Origin of the sequence: Nocardioides humi (assembly GCF_006494775.1) — a bacterium.
Taxonomy (GTDB): domain Bacteria; phylum Actinomycetota; class Actinomycetes; order Propionibacteriales; family Nocardioidaceae; genus Nocardioides; species Nocardioides humi.
Genome location: NZ_CP041146.1, coordinates 6,024,077 through 6,040,730 on the forward strand (window position 1 = coordinate 6,024,077; position 16,654 = coordinate 6,040,730).

At 72.3% G+C, this 16,654-nt stretch carries 16 protein-coding genes; 1 reads left to right on the forward strand and 15 read right to left on the reverse strand.

The genetic code is table 11. The features are described from left to right. Positions 1-15 precede the first annotated feature (15 nt). From FIV44_RS32930 to dop, 12 genes are all read right to left on the reverse strand, one after another. A complete protein-coding gene (locus FIV44_RS32930) occupies positions 16-633 on the reverse strand; it encodes a helix-turn-helix transcriptional regulator (RefSeq protein WP_246086702.1) in 618 nt (205 codons plus the stop codon). Beyond that, a complete protein-coding gene (locus FIV44_RS32935) occupies positions 582-1,022 on the reverse strand; it encodes a hypothetical protein (RefSeq protein ID WP_246086703.1) in 441 nt (146 codons plus the stop codon). Before FIV44_RS32935 ends, FIV44_RS32930 begins: the two co-directional genes overlap by 52 nt. A gap of 106 nt (positions 1,023-1,128) precedes the next feature. Then, positions 1,129-1,770: a WYL domain-containing protein gene (locus FIV44_RS29065; protein WP_246086704.1), complete on the reverse strand. Its 642-nt coding sequence runs from the start codon at positions 1,768-1,770 to the stop codon at positions 1,129-1,131. Further along, entirely contained in the window at positions 1,734-2,090 is a 357-nt protein-coding gene (locus FIV44_RS32940; protein ID WP_246086705.1) for a hypothetical protein, read from the reverse strand. The genes FIV44_RS29065 and FIV44_RS32940 overlap by 37 nt, the downstream gene beginning before the upstream one ends. Continuing rightward, positions 2,071-3,006, reverse strand: coding sequence for an FKBP-type peptidyl-prolyl cis-trans isomerase (locus FIV44_RS29070; protein ID WP_141007477.1), 936 nt, complete (start codon positions 3,004-3,006; stop codon positions 2,071-2,073). The genes FIV44_RS32940 and FIV44_RS29070 overlap by 20 nt, the downstream gene beginning before the upstream one ends. After that, positions 3,003-3,176: a hypothetical protein gene (locus FIV44_RS30965; protein WP_181410883.1), complete on the reverse strand. Its 174-nt coding sequence runs from the start codon at positions 3,174-3,176 to the stop codon at positions 3,003-3,005. The genes FIV44_RS29070 and FIV44_RS30965 overlap by 4 nt, the downstream gene beginning before the upstream one ends. A gap of 33 nt (positions 3,177-3,209) precedes the next feature. Then, positions 3,210-4,571, reverse strand: a complete 1,362-nt coding sequence (gene pafA, locus FIV44_RS29075; protein WP_141007478.1) for a Pup--protein ligase — start codon at positions 4,569-4,571, stop codon at positions 3,210-3,212. A 93-nt stretch (positions 4,572-4,664) separates the two neighbouring features. Continuing rightward, positions 4,665-5,627, reverse strand: coding sequence for an acetate and sugar kinases/Hsc70/actin family protein (locus FIV44_RS29080; RefSeq protein WP_141007479.1), 963 nt, complete (start codon positions 5,625-5,627; stop codon positions 4,665-4,667). Between the two features lie 184 nt (positions 5,628-5,811). Next, positions 5,812-6,624: a proteasome subunit alpha gene (gene prcA / locus FIV44_RS29085; RefSeq protein ID WP_141007480.1), complete on the reverse strand. Its 813-nt coding sequence runs from the start codon at positions 6,622-6,624 to the stop codon at positions 5,812-5,814. Next, a complete protein-coding gene (gene prcB / locus FIV44_RS29090) occupies positions 6,621-7,481 on the reverse strand; it encodes a proteasome subunit beta (RefSeq protein WP_141007481.1) in 861 nt (286 codons plus the stop codon). The genes prcA and prcB overlap by 4 nt, the downstream gene beginning before the upstream one ends. Positions 7,482-7,486: 5 nt before the next feature. Further along, positions 7,487-7,684 (reverse strand): ubiquitin-like protein Pup, encoded by a 198-nt coding sequence (locus FIV44_RS29095; RefSeq protein ID WP_141007482.1) that lies wholly within the window; start codon positions 7,682-7,684, stop codon positions 7,487-7,489. A 33-nt stretch (positions 7,685-7,717) separates the two neighbouring features. After that, positions 7,718-9,226, reverse strand: a complete 1,509-nt coding sequence (gene dop, locus FIV44_RS29100; RefSeq protein ID WP_141007483.1) for a depupylase/deamidase Dop — start codon at positions 9,224-9,226, stop codon at positions 7,718-7,720. Positions 9,227-9,549: 323 nt separating this feature from the next. On the opposite strand from dop, the gene FIV44_RS29105 reads away from it, so the two are divergent. After that, positions 9,550-10,767 (forward strand): serine protease, encoded by a 1,218-nt coding sequence (locus tag FIV44_RS29105; protein ID WP_141007484.1) that lies wholly within the window; start codon positions 9,550-9,552, stop codon positions 10,765-10,767. 48 nt (positions 10,768-10,815) lie between these two features. Here FIV44_RS29105 and FIV44_RS29110 read toward each other — a convergent pair whose 3' ends face one another. The 3 genes from FIV44_RS29110 to FIV44_RS29120 form a co-directional block, all read right to left on the reverse strand. After that, positions 10,816-13,860, reverse strand: coding sequence for an AfsR/SARP family transcriptional regulator (locus FIV44_RS29110; protein ID WP_141007485.1), 3,045 nt, complete (start codon positions 13,858-13,860; stop codon positions 10,816-10,818). A gap of 6 nt (positions 13,861-13,866) precedes the next feature. Beyond that, a complete protein-coding gene (arc, locus tag FIV44_RS29115) occupies positions 13,867-15,630 on the reverse strand; it encodes a proteasome ATPase (RefSeq protein WP_141007486.1) in 1,764 nt (587 codons plus the stop codon). A gap of 127 nt (positions 15,631-15,757) precedes the next feature. After that, on the reverse strand, positions 15,758-16,639 hold the full coding sequence (locus FIV44_RS29120; protein WP_141007487.1) for a tRNA (adenine-N1)-methyltransferase: 882 nt from the start codon (positions 16,637-16,639) through the stop codon (positions 15,758-15,760). Positions 16,640-16,654 lie beyond the last annotated feature (15 nt).

Below are 16,654 nucleotides of genomic sequence, written 5' to 3' on the forward strand. Positions count from 1 at the left end.
CATGCTACGCCCCCGTCAGCGGTACAGGCTGAGGGTCTCCTGTGCGCGGGCCGTGAACGTCGCGGTGAGCTCGGCCGGGCGGATCACGGTGGCATGCGGTGCCAGGCGCAGCAGCAGCCGGGTCAGCCACCTCCGGTCGACCACGACCAGGTCGACCTCGGCCGAGCCGTCGTCGTGCGCCCGGACCTCGCGGACCGGGTAGTAGTCGGTCGCCCACCGGGCCGGCGGCTCCAGCCGCAGCGTCACCAGCGTCGCGTCGGGGACGTCGTCACTGAACAGCCCCTCGCTCAGGTCCCGCGGCGGCCGGGCCGCCGTCGTCGGGGCGCTCGGCAGGAGCTCGGCCTTCGTGATCCGGTCCAGCCGGAACAGCCGGTCGCCCCCGGCCCGGTGGCAGAAGGCGTCGAGATAGGAGAAGACCCCGTGCGCGACCACGCCGTACGGGTCGACGACCCGCTCCGACTCCTCGTCGCGGGACGGCACGAAGTACAGCAGCCGCAGCTGCCGCCCGCTCGCCACCGCCTCGTCCACGAGCGCCGTCAGCTGCGCCACCACGACCTGCTGGGCGTCCCGGGGCGACGGCGTCACCTCCACGTGCGGCGCACCCGTCGCCGCGGCCTCCAGCTTCGCCAGCACCCGGTCGACCAGCTCCGGCGTCGCCCCGCGGACGCGGTGTCCCGCAGCATCCGCAGCGCCACGATCACCGCCGACGCCTCCGTCGCCGTCAGCCGCAGCGGCCGCGCGAGGTAGTCGGCGTTCTCGACCCGGATCACGCCCTCGGTGACCGGGCTCCCCTCCTCGGTGACGATCGCGTCGAGGTCGACGTCGATGAGGTCGTCGGGCAGACCGCCCGGCAGGCCGCACATGAAGAGCACCTTGAGGTCGCGCACCACCTGCTGCGGCGTCGTACCCAGCAGCGTGGCGGCCTCCTCCAGGCGCACGCCGTCGCGGTGGTGCAGGAACGGCACCAGCGTCAGCAGCCGCGCCACCTGGTCCCGCGCCCCCGGCGTGGGTGTCCTGCTCACCGGACCGCTCCTGAACCACGCCGATTGGGCAGAAACCGCAGGTCTGTGCGGCGTGTCGTTGCGGTTTGGGACCAAACCGCAACCTTCGGAGCACTCGCCGGACCACTCACCGGACCACCTCCGCCAGCCGGGCGACTACCTGCTCGCGGACCTCCGCCGGCTCGACGAGCACTGCGTCGGGGCCGTGGGAGAGCACCTCGTCGGCCAGGCCCTGGGTCGGGCGCACCAGGACCAGACGGTCCCAGCCGGTCCGGTCGTCGGGTCCGGCCACGCCGACCTCCACCCGCTCGGCGGAGCGCCGCAGGCCGTGGCCGGTGTCCTCCCGGACGAGCACCACCGCCGTGGTGGTGGGGGTCGGCGGCGCCATCCGGCGGGCGATCGCGCGGACGTCGGTCTCCGGGGGTACGTCGTACGCGCCGGGCGGGCCGACCAGGCGCACCTCGCCCTGCACCCGGGACAGCCGGAACACGCGCTCCGCCTCTCGGTCGGCGTCGTGGCCGACGAGGTACCACCGGCCGGCGTACCGGACGACCCCCCACGGCTGCACCCGCCGCCGCATCGGGGTGTCGGCGCCGGGACGCTGGTAGTCGAACTCGATCGCGTTGCGCTCGCAGACCGCGACCCAGCACTTCTCGAAGGCGGGCTCCTCGGCGGTGAGCAGTGGCCGGGCGATCTCGAGCGCGTCGAGGTCGACGTCGATCCCCGCCGCGCTCAGCTTCCGTACGGCGTCCGTGGTCGCCTGCGCCATGGTGGCGTGCTGCCACACCCGCGACGCGATGCCGACGACCGCGGCCTCCTCGGGGTCAGCTCCACATCGGGCAGCGCGAACGCCTCCGGCGGGATCCGGTAGCCGACCTCGTCCTCGAAGAGCGGGTCCACGGCCGCGACCTCCACCGGGACGCCGAGACTACGCAGCTCGTCCTTGTCGCGCTCGAACATCTTCTCGAACGCGTCCGCGCGGGAGTCCGGGTACAGCAGCTCGCGGATCCGCTCCTTGGCGATCGGCCTGCGCTGCACCAGGAGCATGATCAGCAGGTTGAGGAGGCGCTCACTCTTCGGTGCTGGCATCCGGGCTCGGCTCGTCGTTCGCACCGGGCGTCGCCTCCGACTCGGGGGTCTCGGGCGTCGCCTCGGGCTCAGGCTCGGGCTTCGGCTCCGGGTCGGCGGCGTCGAGGATGTCGACGACGAAGTAGAGCGTCGAGTTCGCGGGGATGTCCTCGCCCTGCGCCTCGTCGCCGTACCCGAGCTTCGGCGGGATCTGGATCAGGACCCGGCTGCCCACGGGCAGGCCGACGAGGGCCTTCGACCAGCCCTTGACGACGGAGGCGTCCTTGCCGCCGACGACGGCCTCCAGGCCGCGGCCGTCGGCGTAGCTGGAGTCGAACGGCTGCTCGCCGCCCGGGATCTGGCCGAGGTAGCTCGCCAGGATCGTCTGGCCCTTGGTCACCTCGGGGCCGGTGCCCTTGACCAGGGTCGCGACCTCGAGCTTGCCGCTGGGCTTGGGGGCATCGGAGAAGTCCAGGCTCGCCGGGACGCCGGCGTCCTCGACGATCGTGGGCGCCCAGCCCGGGGCGGCCTCCTCGCTGCCCTCGGGGCCGGCGACGCCGGCGATGTCGGCCACGAACAGCAGGCCGTCCTCGTTGCCGATGTCGAGCGCCGCGAGCAGGCCGGCGGCCTGGCTGCCGAGGTAGCCGCCGAAGGCCACGTCGCTGCCGACGGTGACCGCGATCCGGCTGCCGACCTTCTGGCCGGCCTTGATCTGGTCGGCGAAGCCGAGGGAGAGCAGGTCGGTGAGGGTCTGCGGCTCCTTCTCGGTGCCCACCTTGACCAGCGTGCTGAGCGAGGTGGCGGCGTAGCTGTCGAAGTTGACCTTGTGGGTCCAGCCGTCGGCGAGGGTGAACTCCACGCGGACGACGTCGCCCTTCTTCAGCGCGGCGCCGTCGCCCTCCGTGAGGACCTTCGTCGCCGGCTCATCGGCGGTCATGACCGCCTTCCAGTCCAGCTGGGGGACTCACCGACAGGACCGCTGATCGCGACCGCGTCGAGGCCCTTGACCTCGTCGGAGTCGGATCCGCCGCAGGCGGCCAGAGCCAGGCTGGCGGGCAGCAGGGTCGAGAGGAGCAGCATCGAGGGACGTCGCAGGCGCATCAGCACGCGCAAACCCTACCGACTGTCCGAAGACAGGTGTCACATGCCGTCGATCAGGCGCTGCACCCGCTCGTCGTACGCCCGGAACGGGTCCTTGCACAGCACCGTCCGCTGCGCCTGGTCGTTGAGCTTCAGGTGCACCCAGTCGACCGTGAAGTCGCGGCGGCGCTCCTGCGCGCGGCGGATGAACTCGCCCCGCAGCCGGGCGCGGGTGTTCTGCGGCGGCACCGACTTGGCCTCGAAGATCCGCAGGTCGCTGGTGACCCGGGCGACCGCTCCCCGCTTCTCCAGCAGGTAGTAGAGACCGCGGCTGCGGTGGATGTCGTGGTAGGCGAGGTCGAGCTGGGCGACCCGGGGGTGGCTGAGCGGCAGACCGTGCTTGGCGCGGTAGCGGTCGATCAGCTTCCACTTGATGACCCAGTCGATCTCGCGGTCGACCAGGCCGAGGTCGTCGGACTCGACCGCCTTCAGGCCCCGCTCCCACAGGTCCAGGGCACGCTCGATGACCGGCGTCGAGATCCCGCGCCGGTCGACGAAGTCGCGGGCCTTGGCGAGGTACTCCCCCTGGATCTCCAGCGCGCTCGCCTCGCGTCCGTTGGCCAGCCGCACCTTGCGCCGTCCCGTGACGTCGTGGGAGATCTCGCGGATCGCCCGGATCGGGTTCTCCATCGTGAGGTCGCGCATCACCACGCCCTCCTCGATCATCCGCAGCACCAGGTCGCAGGAGGCGACCTTGAGCATCGTGGTCGTCTCGCTCATGTTGGAGTCGCCGACGATCACGTGCAGGCGGCGGTACTTCTCGGCGTCGGCGTGCGGCTCGTCGCGGGTGTTGATGATGGGCCGGCTCCGGGTCGTGGCGCTGGAGACGCCCTCCCAGATGTGCTCGGCACGCTGGCTCACCGAGTAGTTGGTCCCGCGCGGGGTCTGGGTCACCTTCCCGGCACCCACGATGATCTGCCGGGTCACCAGGAACGGGATCAGCACGTCCGCCAGCCGCGAGAACTCGCCAGCGCGGCTGACGAGATAGTTCTCGTGGCAGCCGTAGGAGTTCCCGGCGGAGTCGGTGTTGTTCTTGAACAGGTAGATCTCGCCCGCGATCCCCTCGTCGTGGAGCCGCTGCTCGGCATCGAGGAGCAGCCCCTCCAGCACCCGCTCGCCGGCCTTGTCGTGCGTCACCAGCTCCGTGACGTCGTCGCACTCGGGCGTGGCGTACTCCGGGTGGCTGCCGACGTCGAGGTACAGCCGCGCCCCGTTGCGCAGGAACACGTTGCTGCTGCGCCCCCAGCTCACCACCTTCCGGAACAGGTAGCGCGCCACCTCGTCCGGGCTGAGCCGCCGCTGCCCCCGGAACGTGCACGTCACGCCGTACTCGTTCTCGATCCCGAAGATCCGACGGTCCATGAAGGCACATTACTGCTGCCGTGGGCATCCCGGCGGTGGTTGCGTGGTCGGTGGCTGCGGTTTGGTCCCAAACCGCAACATTCCGAGCCAAAGTCATGCGGTTCTTGCCCAATCGACGGGGTTCGTCGAGCGGTACCAGCGGTTCATCACCCGCGACCGGCCCGCCTCCGAATAGAGAGAATCACCGATCAGCGCGCGCCAGGCACGGAGCCGCCGGGCCTTGTGCGGGCGTCCGAGGAGCCGGTCGAGCTCGTGCATGAGGATGGCGGGATGGTTGAGCAGGTCGTCCAGGGTGTAGCCGCGCCGCACATACGGCGTGCGGGTGAGTGCCCGCTCGCGTCGCAGATCCCGGCGATGAACCGACTTGTCCCGGTGGACCGCGCCGTCGTACTCGTGGAGGCTCTGCGTGCCGACGACGAGCAGGTCGGCACGACAGATGAAGAGCCCCTCGTCGTCGAAGATCTCGACCTGTGGCTCGGTCGGGACCTCCAGGACCTGGTGGAACCTGTGGAGAAGCGTCTCGCCGGCGGACTCGGCGCGCTCGTTGCGGCTCTGCCACACGTCCCGGAGGCGTCGAGTCCCTGGCCGTCTGGACGCCAGAACCCGCTCGATGTCGCTGTCGCTCACGTGCCCGAGCTGCGCGGCCGAGTCGACCATGATCGCCAGATCCAGATCACCGAGGTCCCGCGCGGCGCGCAGCAGGATCTCTGCCGGCTCGTCCACGGGCAGGTCGTGGGCGACACGCACCTTCGAGTCATGGACCAGTCGCGAGCAGATCAGACCGGGCCTTCGGGGGCGGTTCGCGCCTCGTACGGCGGCGAAGTGCGGGACCTGCTCCGGCAGTGCGGGCAGCCGCCATCCGAGGAGGCGTGCACCGGTCACATGCGTGAAGACCGCGTCGGCCGGGAGCACCAGACGCAGCGCGCTCAGATCGCGGAGGAAGTTCTCCCACGGTTCGAGCTCCGGGGTCTCCAGCCGGTACACGCCGTGCGCGACACGCTGATGCCCAGCCGTACGCACCTCGCCACGGATGGCGCCGTCCGGTCCGATCTGCATGACGCCCAGACTCGACGTACGTCCAAGCAGGAGCAAGTGCCATCTGCTCAGCTGTGGATAGCCGCCTGGAGGAGGTCGCGATCGGCCTCACCCGGCACGTCGATTGGGCAGAAACCGCATGCCTGAGGCCGATATTGATGCGGTTTGGGACCAAACCGCATCAATATCGACCCGCGGCCGGGGGTCAGAGCGGCGGAGCGACAGGAGGCTCGTCGGCGCCGTCGGACTCGGACGCCTCCACGGCCGGCGTCTCGGAGCTGTGCACCTCGGGCGCCGTCTCGGCAGGTCCGCGGTCGCCCAGGAGCTCGGCGAGCCGGGCAGGGAGGATCCGCCGGAACTTGCGGGGCTGGGTGCGGGTGCGGTCGAGGACGGCGACCTCGAGGTCGCCGACGGGGATGACCCGGTCCTGCACCTGCCCGCCGTCGGAGGAGTGCCCGAGCGCGGCCACGGCAACGGCCAGCGCGGCGTCGAGCGGGGCGCCCTCGGTGTAGTGCTCCTTGAGGTACGACGACACGGTCTCCGCGTCGCCACCCATCACGGCGAAGCCGTGCTCGTCGGCGACCCGGCCCTCGTAGGTGAGCCGGTAGATCTGGTCGTCGGCGGCGGTGGCGCCGACCTCGGCGACGAAGATCTCGACCTCGTAGGGCTTCTCGCCGCCGGAGGAGAAGATGGTGCCGAGGGTCTGGGCGTAGGCGTTGGCCAGGCCGCGGCCGGTGACGTCGCGCCGGTCGTAGGCGTAGCCGCGCATGTCGGCGAGCCGGACTCCGGCGATGCGGAGGTTCTCGAACTCGTTGTAGCGGCCGACCGCGGCGAACGCGAGGCGGTCGTAGAGCTCGGAGACCTTGTGCAGGGCCTGGGAGGGGTTCTCGGTGACGAGCAGTACGCCGTCGGCGTACTGGACCGCGGCGAGGGACCGGCCGCGGGCGATGCCCTTGCGGGCGAAGTCCGCCCGGTCCTTCATCAGCTGCTCGGGCGAGACGTAGAACGGGGTGCTCATGCCTGCGCCTCCTCTCCCCCGCCGGGCAGGGGCGCGAGCGGTCCGTCGGGTCGGTCCATCCGGGCGCCGACGACCTGGTCGGCGAGCGCGCCGATGGCGGCCTCGTCGAGCTGGACGGCGCCGTCGGCGGTGACGACCCACACGACAGGGAAGATCCGCCGGGTCAGGTCGGGGCCGCCGGTGGCGGAGTCGTCGTCGGCGGCGTCGTAGAGCGCCTGCAGGCAGACCCGGACGGCGTCGTCGGAGGACAGGTCGTCGCGGTAGAGCTTCTTCAGCGCCCCGCGCGCGAACAGCGAGCCCGAGCCGACGGTGAAGAAGGAGGCCTCCTCGTGCCGGCCGCCCGTGACGTCGTACCCGAAGATCCGGCCGGTGCCGCTGTCGAGGTCGTAGCCCGCGAACATGGGTACGACGGCCAGGCCCTGCATCGCCATGCCGAGGTTGGCGCGGATGAGTGCCGAGAGCCGATTGGCCTTGCCGTCGAGGGAGAGGATCGAGCCCTCGATCTTCTCGTAGTGCTCGAGCTCGACCTGGAACAGCCGCACCATCTCCACGGCGAGGCCGGCGGTCCCGGCGATGCCGACCACGGAGTACTCGTCGGCCGGGAACACCTTCTGGATGTCGCGCTGGGCGATGACGTTGCCCATCGTGGCGCGGCGGTCGCCGGCCATCACCAGGCCGCCGGGGAAGGTCACCGCGACGATCGTCGTGCCGTGGGGCGCGAGGTCGCCGGCACCGGTCGCGCCGGCGGGCAGCGAGCGCCGCGCCGGCAGCAGGTCGGGGGCGTTGTCGGCCAGGAAGTCGCTGAAGGAAGAGGTCCCGGGGCGCAGGAAGGCGCCCGGGATGCGCGCGTCGCTCACGGGGGCTACTCGCCGCCCTTCTGGATGAACGACTTCACGAAGTCCTCGGCGTTGGTCTCGAGGACGTCGTCGATCTCGTCGAGGATCGCGTCGACGTCGTCGTCGAGGGCCTCCTTGCGCTCGGCGACGTCGGTCTCGGGGGCGACCTCGGTCGTCTCCTCCGTCTCGTCGGACTTGCGCGGCTGCTTCTGCTCCTGAGCCATGGGTCCAGCCTATCCACCCGGCCCCGACACGCGTCAGCGGCTGAGCGCGCGGACCAGCTCCTCGGCGTTCGCGCACCGGTCGATCAGCTCGCCGACGTGCGCCTTGCTGCCGCGCAGCGGGTCGATGGTGGGGACCCGCTGGAGGGACTCGCGGCCGGGCAGGTCGAAGATGACCGAGTCCCAGGACGCGGCGGCGATGTCGGGGGCGTACTTCTCCAGGCACCGGCCACGGAAGTAGGCGCGGGTCTCGTCGGGCGGGTTCGTCATCGCCTGCTCGACCTCGGTGTCGGTGAGCAGCCGCTGGATCCGCCCGGCGCCGACCAGGCGGTGGTAGAGGCCCTTCTCGGGCCGGATGTCGGAGTACTGGTAGTCGATCAGCTGCAGCTTCGCGTCGTCCCACGCGAGTCCGTCGCGGGAGCGGTACTGCTCGATCAGCCGGAGCTTGGCGAGCCAGTCGAGCTGGTCGGCGAGCGACATCGGGTCGGACTCCAGCCGGGCGAGCACGTCGTCCCAGCGGGCGAGCACGTCGACGGTCTGGGCGTCCGCGTCGGCGCCGTAGCGGTCCTCGACGTACTTCCTCGCCAGGTCGAGGTACTCCAGCTGGAGCTGGACGCCGGTGAGCCGGCGCCCGTCGGCCAGGGTGACCGTCTGCTTCAGCGTCGGGTCGTGGGAGACCGCCCGCAGCGCGGCGACCGGCGTGTCGACGGCCAGGTCGCGGCTGATGAACCGGTCCTCGATCATCGCGAGGACGAGGGAGGTCGTGCCGACCTTGAGGTACGTCGCCACCTCGGCCAGGTTCGCGTCGCCGATGATCACGTGGAGCCGCCGGTAGCGCTCGGGGTCCGCGTGGGGCTCGTCGCGGGTGTTGATGATCGGCCGCTTGAGCGTGGTCTCCAGGCCGACCTCGACCTCGAAGAAGTCCGCGCGCTGGCTGATCTGGAAGCCGTGATCGCGCCCGTCCTGACCCTTGCCGACCCGCCCGGCACCGCAGAAGACCTGGCGGCTGACGAAGAACGGCGTGAGGTGGCGGACGATGTCGGCGAAGGGCGTGGAGCGGCGCATGAGGTAGTTCTCGTGCGCGCCGTAGGAGGCGCCCTTGTTGTCGGTGTTGTTCTTGTAGAGGACGATCGCCGGGTTGCCGGGCAGCTGCTGGGCGCGCCGAGCAGCGTCGAGCATGACCTGCTCCCCCGCCTTGTCCCACCGGACGACGTCGAGCGGGGTGACGACCTCCGGCGTGGAGTACTCCGGGTGGGCGTGGTCGACGTACAGCCGGGCGCCGTTGGTCAGGATCACGTTGGCGAGGCCGAGGTCCTCGTCGGTGAGCTGGCTCGGGTCGGCGATCTGCCGCGACATGTCGAAGCCGCGGGCGTCGCGCAGCGGCGACTCCTCCTCGAAGTCCCAGCGCGCTCGCCGGGCCCGCACGGTGGCCGTCGCGTAGGCGTTGACGACCTGCGACGACGCCACCATCGGGTTGGCCGTCGGCTGGCCCTGGACCGAGATGCCGTACTCGACCTCGGTGCCCATCACGCGGCGCACGCTCATGCGTCCAGCCTACGGGTACGACGTCGCCCCGACACGGGACCGTGCCGGGGCGGCGTACGTCGTGACGGAGTCAGCGACTCTTGGCGACCTTGACGGCGGCGGTGATGCCGAGCGCGACGAGGGCGACGATGACGAGCTTCTTGACCACGGGGGCTCCTCAGGGATGTGACGGATGTGGACAGGGCCACCCTAGGCGAGCGGGGCAACCGGCACGACCGGTACCGCCCGTGTCGTTGCTGTTAGTGAGCCGTTGGCGCGGAGCCCTAGCGTCGTGCCGACAGGTTCCGTCTCGGGAGTTCTCTCATCTTCCGGGGGTTACCGCCATGCTTCGTGCCCATCGACCGACCGCCGTGCTCGCGCTGCTGGCGCTGCTGCTCGGCCTGCTCACCGCCCTCGCGGCGCCGACCGGTGCCGCTCGGGCCGACGGGGGCGGGACGGAGGCCGACGCCCCACCGTTCGTATCGTGGCGCCCGGGTGACCCGCCGCCCGCGGAGGTTCTGGCCGCCGCGACCTCCCCGTCCGACCCGGACCTGCGGATCGTCGGCGGCACCGAGGTCAGCCACTCCAAGTACCCGTGGCAGGCCCAGCTCCTCACACCGGCCGGCCAACACCACTGCGGCGGCACTCTCATCCACACCCGGCTGGTGCTGACCGCCGCCCACTGCTTCCTCACGGTCCCCAATCCCAGGGTCGTGCTGGGCGCCACCCAGACGAACTCCGGCGGCGTCGAAGTTCCGGTCAACACCTTCTACTATCCGACGGCCTTCGACGGCCGCCGCAACGACTACGCCGTGATCGTCCTGGGCGCGGCGGCGCCCAGCGCGTACACCCCCATCCGCGTCGCAGGTCCGGGTGAGGAGGCGCTGTGGCGCCAGGGACGCCCCGCGGTGGTCACCGGCTACGGCCTGACCTCGGAGGGCGGGTCGCTGAGCCCGCAGCTGCGTGAGGCGGCCGTGTCGGTGCTCGGTGACGCCGCCTGCCAGGCGCCGACCGCCTACGGCGCCGACTACGCCGCAGCGGTGATGCTCTGCGCCGGCGTGAGCGGCGGCGGCCGCGACGCCTGCCAGGGCGACAGCGGCGGCCCGCTGGTGGCCCGCACCGACGGCGGGTGGCGGCTGGTCGGCATCGTGAGCTTCGGACAGGGCTGCGCCCGGCCGGACAAGCCCGGGGTCTACACCAAGGCCGGCTCGCCGAGCGTCAGCACCATCATCCAGGCCATGGCCACCCAGGCTCGGATCGACAACCCGGCCAACTTCCCGGGCCAGGAGAGCATCGTCACCGTCGTCGGCTCCGGGGCCGTTCCGTTCGGCTGTACCGCCGCCACCAACGAGGCGAACGTGGCCAACGCGACGGCCGGCGCGACCAAGTCCGCGCTCACCAAGGCCAAGAAGAAGCTCAAGAAGGCGAAGAAGAGGTTCGGCAGCTCCTCGCCGAAGGCGAAGAAGGCCAAGAAGAAGGCCACCAAGGCCAAGAAGGGCAACAACGCCGCGCAGGCGGCCGCCAGCGCAGCGAACAGCCAGCGGGCCTCGGCCTGCACCTGAGCCGGGGATCTCCCGGCTGCGCGCCTCCGGCCCGGACGGCCCGGCCCCTCACAGACCGAGGCGGTCGAGCTCCACGGCGTACGGCGCGGCGCGCAGCCGGGAGGTCGTGGCGCGGGCACGCGCGGCGTGCTCGGCGGTCGCCGCAGGGTCGCCGAGCGCGCGGTGCAGCACCGCCAGGGCGGTGTCGACGGGCCCGTAGCAGCAGGTGCCCTGCCACACCGCCCGGTCCGTCCACGGCCTGAGCCGCTCGAGGTAGCGCCGCGCCAGCTCCCGGTCGCCGGCCGTCGCCGCCGCACGGGCGCCGATGACATGCGTGGCGAGCCAGGTGGAGTCCTCCGGCACCTCCTCCAGGGCGAGCGTCGCGTGCCGACGGACCAGCGACGCCGGCCGCCCCGCGGCCATCGCCGCGAGCGCCAGCGCGGCGTGCCAGGCCGGTACGCCGGGCTGTCCCGCCACCAGCAGCTCCAGCGTCTCGGTGAGCTCCTCGAGGCGGCCCTGCGTCAGGCGCAGGCCGAGCAGCTGGCCGGCCTCCGCGGCGAAGGCCCGCGACGCGGAGACCGGCCCGAAGAAGGCCCCGGCCTCCGCCGCGATGCGCTCGGCCGCGGCGTCGTCGCCGTCGAGGTGGGCGACGGCCGCGCGGGCGTAGGTGAGCGCCCACCGCCGGCCGACATCGCCCACCTGGTCCACCAGGGCGGCCATCCGGTCCACGGCCTCCCGGAGCCCGATGCCGTCGCCCTCCTGCATCCGCACCGAGAACATCAGGTGCCACGCCTCGAACCGCGCGACGGGCTCCCCGGTGCGCTCGCCGATGTCGAGCAGCTCCTCGGTCAGCGCGCGCCGCCGGTCGAGGTCGCCGGGCATCCCCAGCGACATGTAGGTGAACGGCAGCACCCGGGCCCGGTCGGCGTGGGTCGTCGCCAGCCGCTCCGCCTCCTCGAACAGCGCGCGACCGCGCGGCGCCTCCGGGGTGTGGGACCAGGCGAGGCTGGCCGCGCCGCAGACCGGGGCGCGCAGGGCCGGTGTGCGGAGCACGGCGAGCACCTGGTCCAGCAGCTCCGGTACGCCGTCGGGCGGCATGCCGCTGGCGGTGGTGCCCCCGAGCTGGAGCAGCGCGAAGCAGGCGTCCGAGACGAGCTCCTCGTCGCCGAGGAGCAGGGCCTCCCGCAGCGCCTCCACGAGGGTGGGCAGGTGGTCCGGGTCGCCCGCGAGGCGCCGCTCGTCGCCCAGCCAGATCCGGAGGGCGAGCACCAGCCGTGCATCGGAGACCCCGGTCGCCAGCGCCCGCTCCAGCCACTCGACCGCGTCGCGGTGGGCGCCGTCGCGCGCGGCGTCGGCCGCCGCGGCCCGGCAGGCCTCGACCGCCTCGCCGGTCGCCAGCGGCCCGGCAGCGAGGAGCTGGCGCGCCACCACCAAGGGCGCCGCGCCCGCCTCCCGGGCCGCGCGGCCCAGCTCGGCGTGGAGCTCCTGGCGCAGCGACGGCGGCTGCTCGGCGTACACCGCGTCGCCGAGCGCACCATGGCGGAACTGGATGCCGCCGCCCGCGGTCACCGTCACGATGTGACCGGGCAGCTCGCCCTCGCCGAGGGCGGCGGCAGGGAACCCGTCCCCGGCGACGGCGGCGCGGACCACCATCCGCCGGCCGTCACGGTCGAGGTCGCGCAGCAGGGCGACGGCGAGCTGACCGAGCTCGGCGACCAGGCCCCGGCGCTCCGCGCCCTCCAGGAGAGGGTCGGCGCTGGCGAGCACCAGTCCGAGGATGAGCGGGTTGCCGCCCGTGTACGACAGCAGCCGGTCGATGGCGGCGGCCGTGGCCTCTCCGCCCGTGCGTTCCACGGCGATGTGCCCCACCGCGTCGCGGCCGAGGCCGTCGAGCGCCACGTGCTCCGCGGGCGGGTCAACGGCGACCGACTGGTCCGATCGGCCGTGGCCACCGTGGATCAGCAGCACGCGCTCGGCGCGGGCGGCCTCGACCAGTGCGGCGAGCGCCGACGGCCCGAGCGCGTCGGAGTCGTCGACGACGACCGCGATCGGCACCGTGGCGGCCGCGGCGGCGACCGCACCGGCGAACCCAGCGAGGACGCCGGCCGGACCGGGATCCGCACCCAGCTCCTCCAGCACCGCCCGCAGCACGCCCACAGCGGAGTCGAGGTGGTCCGGCGCGGCGACGTGGACCACGCGGATCCCGAGGGCCCGGAGGTGGCCCCCGGTCTCGACGAGCAGCCGGGTGACGCCGGACCCGGGCTCGCCGTGGACCTGGACGACGCCGCCGCGGGCCACCCCGGCCAGGACCGCGCGGAGCTCCTGCTCGCGGCCGACGTACTCCGTCGTGCCGCCGTGCCGAGGCGCGCCTCCCGCCGTCGTGGCGACCGGGTTGAGCAGCCGGGCTTCGACCGCCTCCAGCAGCGGACCCGCCTCCAGCCCGAGGTCGCCGCGCAGCCGTCGACGGGCCGCGGAGACCGCGGCCAGCGCCTCGCCGCGCCGCCCGGCGAGGGCGAGCGCCTCGGCCAGCATCGCCTGCCGCCACTCGTCGTACGGCGACTCCGCGGCCAGCCGCTCCGCCTCGGTCAGCGCCCACGCGGGTCGCGGCAGCGCGATCGCCGCAGCCAGCCGGATGTTCTCGACGCCGCGCCGGGTGGCCGCGTGGGAGCGGCGCGCGGCGCTCACCGCCGGCAGGTGGTCGAGGGCGTCGTAGGGTCGCTCGCCCCACTCCGGCAGGACGGTGTCGGCCAGCTGGAAGCAGGCCCGCGGGTCGCCGCGCTCCAGCAGGAGCTCGGCCTCCGCGGCGAGGGCGCCCAGCCGCGCGACGTCCGTCGGTACGCCGAGCCGGTAGCCGGTCGGGGTCGTCGCGACCACGGCGTCGCCGTACGCCGCCCGGACCCGGCTCACCTGGTTCTGGATCGTGGCGCGCAGGTGGCGCGGGGGCTCCCCCTCCCAGATCGCCTCGGCCAGCACCTCGACCGGCACCGGCGAGGGGGAGGCCAGCGCGAGCCGCTCCAGGAGCCGGCGCTGGGCGAGCGTCGGGCTCCCCAGGGACTCCCCCTCAGGGCCGACGAGCGTGCACGGGCAGAGCACGCGCAGCTCGATGTCGGGCACAACCGGCTACAGGTACTGACCCGTGTCGCTGACCGTGTCGATGGAGCGGCCGGGCTCGGTGCCCTGCTTGCCCGTGATGAGCGTGCGGATGAACACGATCCGCTCGCCCTTCTTGCCCGAGATCCGCGCCCAGTCGTCGGGGTTGGTGGTGTTGGGCAGGTCCTCGTTCTCCTTGAACTCGTCGACGCACGCCTGGAGCAGGTGGGAGACCCGCAGGCCCTTCTGGTCGTGCTCGAGGAAGTCCTTGATCGCCATCTTCTTGGCGCGGTCGACGATGTTCTGGATCATCGCGCCGGAGTTGAAGTCCTTGAAGTACAGGACCTCCTTGTCGCCGTTGGCGTAGGTGACCTCGAGGAAGCGGTTCTCCTCGGTCTCGGAGTACATCCGCTCGACCGTCGCCCGGATCATCCCGCCGACCGTCGCCTGCCGGTCCTCGCCGAACTCCCGCAGGTCGTCGGGGTGCAGCGGCAGGGTGGTGGTGAGGTACTTGCTGAAGATGTCGCGCGCCGACTCCGCGTCGGGCCGCTCGATCTTGATCTTCACGTCGAGGCGGCCGGGCCGCAGGATCGCCGGGTCGATCATGTCCTCGCGGTTGGAGGCGCCGATGACCAGCACGTTCTCCAGCAGCTCGACGCCGTCGATCTCGCTGAGCAGCTGCGGGACGATGGTGTTCTCGACGTCGCTGGACACGCCCGAGCCGCGGGTGCGGAACAGGGAGTCCATCTCGTCGAAGAACACGATGACCGGCGTACCGGTGCTCGCCTTCTCCCGGGCCCGCTGGAACACCAGCCGGATGTGCCGCTCGGTCTCGCCGACGTACTTGTTGAGCAGCTCGGGGCCCTTGATGTTGAGGAAGTACGACTTCCCCTCCTGGCCGGTCTTCGCCGCGACCTTCTTGGCCAGCGAGTTGGCGACGGCCTTCGCGATGAGCGTCTTGCCGCAGCCGGGAGGGCCGTAGAGCAGGATCCCCTTCGGCGGCTTGAGCTCGTGCTCGGCGAACAGCTCCGGGTAGAGGTACGGCAGCTCGACCGCGTCCTGGATCATCTCGATCTGGTTGCCGAGGCCGCCGATCGTCTCGTAGGTGATGTCGGGCACCTCCTCGAGGACCAGCTCCTCGACCTCCGACTTCGGCACCCGCTCGTAGACGTAGCCCGCCCGGGAGTCGAGGAGGAGCGAGTCGCCGGCGCGCAGCGTCGTACCCATCAGCGGGTCGGCGAGGCGGACCACGCGCTCCTCGTCGGCGTTGGCGATCACCAGGACCCGCTCGCCGTCGGCGAGCAGCTCCTTGAACATGACGACCTCGCCGACCGTCTCGTACTCGAACGCGGCGACGACGTTGAGGGCCTCGTTGAGCATGACCTCCTGGCCGCGCCGCAGCGCGTCGAGGTCGACGGCGGGGCTCACGGTGACCCGGAGCTTGCGGCCGCCGGTGAAGACGTCGACGGTGTCGTCCTCGTTGCGCTGCAGGAAGGTGCCGAAGCCCGCCGGCGGCTGGGCTAGCCGGTCGACCTCCTCCTTCAGCTTGAGGATCTGGTCGCGGGCGTCGCGCAGCGTGCCCGCGAGCCGCTCGTTCTGGGCCGTCACCGCAGCGAGGGACCGCTGGGCCTCGCCCAGCCGCGCCTCCAGCGACCGGGCCGCCCCCGTCGGGCTGTCGACCAGACGGCGGCGCAGGTCGTGGACCTCCTCCTCGAGGTAGCGCACCTGGTCCTCGAGCTCCTCACGGCTCGGAGAGCGGTGTCCGCCGGTCGTGCCTTCTCCCATGCTCGTCATGGCACACCTCCTTGCTCCGACATTACTCGGGCCGGTGTTACAGGGAAGTGATTAACGCGGTTTGGTCACAAACCGCATGCTTCGGGGCGGAAATGATGCGGTTTGGGACCAAACCGCACCCTCCGTCTCAGTCCTCGGAAAGGGTGTCCGGTACGCCGGGCGGCCGGGGCCCGGTGTAGTCAGGGCCGTAGGCGCCGGGCGCGGGACGCCGCTTCTTCAGCGGCGCGCGCTCGCCGGGCGCCATCCGGCGAGCCGTCACCAGGAACGCCGTGTGGCCGATCATCTTGTGCCCGGGCCGGACAGCGAGGCCCTCGACGTGCCAGTCGCGCACGAGCGACTCCCACGGCGAGGGCTCGGTGAACCCGCCGTGGACCCGCAGCGCCTCGACGAACTTCGAGAGCTGGGTGGTCGTGGCGACGTACGCGCAGACGATGCCGCCGGGCAGCAGCGCGTCGGCGGCGGCGGCGAGGCAGTCCCAGGGGGCGAGCATGTCGAGGATGATCCGGTCGCAGCGCTCCCCCGACGCCGGGAGCTCCTCGGCCAGGTCGCCAATGGTGAGCCGCCACGCGGGGTGCTCGCCGCCGAAGAACTGGGTGACGTTGCGCCGGGCGACGTCGGCGAACTCCTCCCGGCGCTCGTACGACGACACCCGGCCGTGCGGCCCGACGGCGCGCAGCAGCGAGCAGGTCAGCGCCCCGGAGCCGACGCCGGCCTCGACGACGTGGGCGCCGGGGAAGATGTCGGCCATCGCCACGATCTGGGCGGAGTCCTTCGGGTACACCACGGCGGCGCCGCGGGGCATGGAGACGACGAACTCCGAGAGCAGCGGGCGGAACACGAGGTACTCGCCCCCGGCGGAGGAGGTGACGGTGAAGCCCTCCTCGCGGCCGATCAACTCGTCGTGCTCGAGGTGGCCCTTGTTGGAGAAGAAGCGCTTGCCCGCGACGAGCTCGAAGTTGTGCTTGCGGCCCTTGCCGTCCACCAGGCGGACCCACTCCCCGGGGCGCAGCGGGCCGCGGTGGAC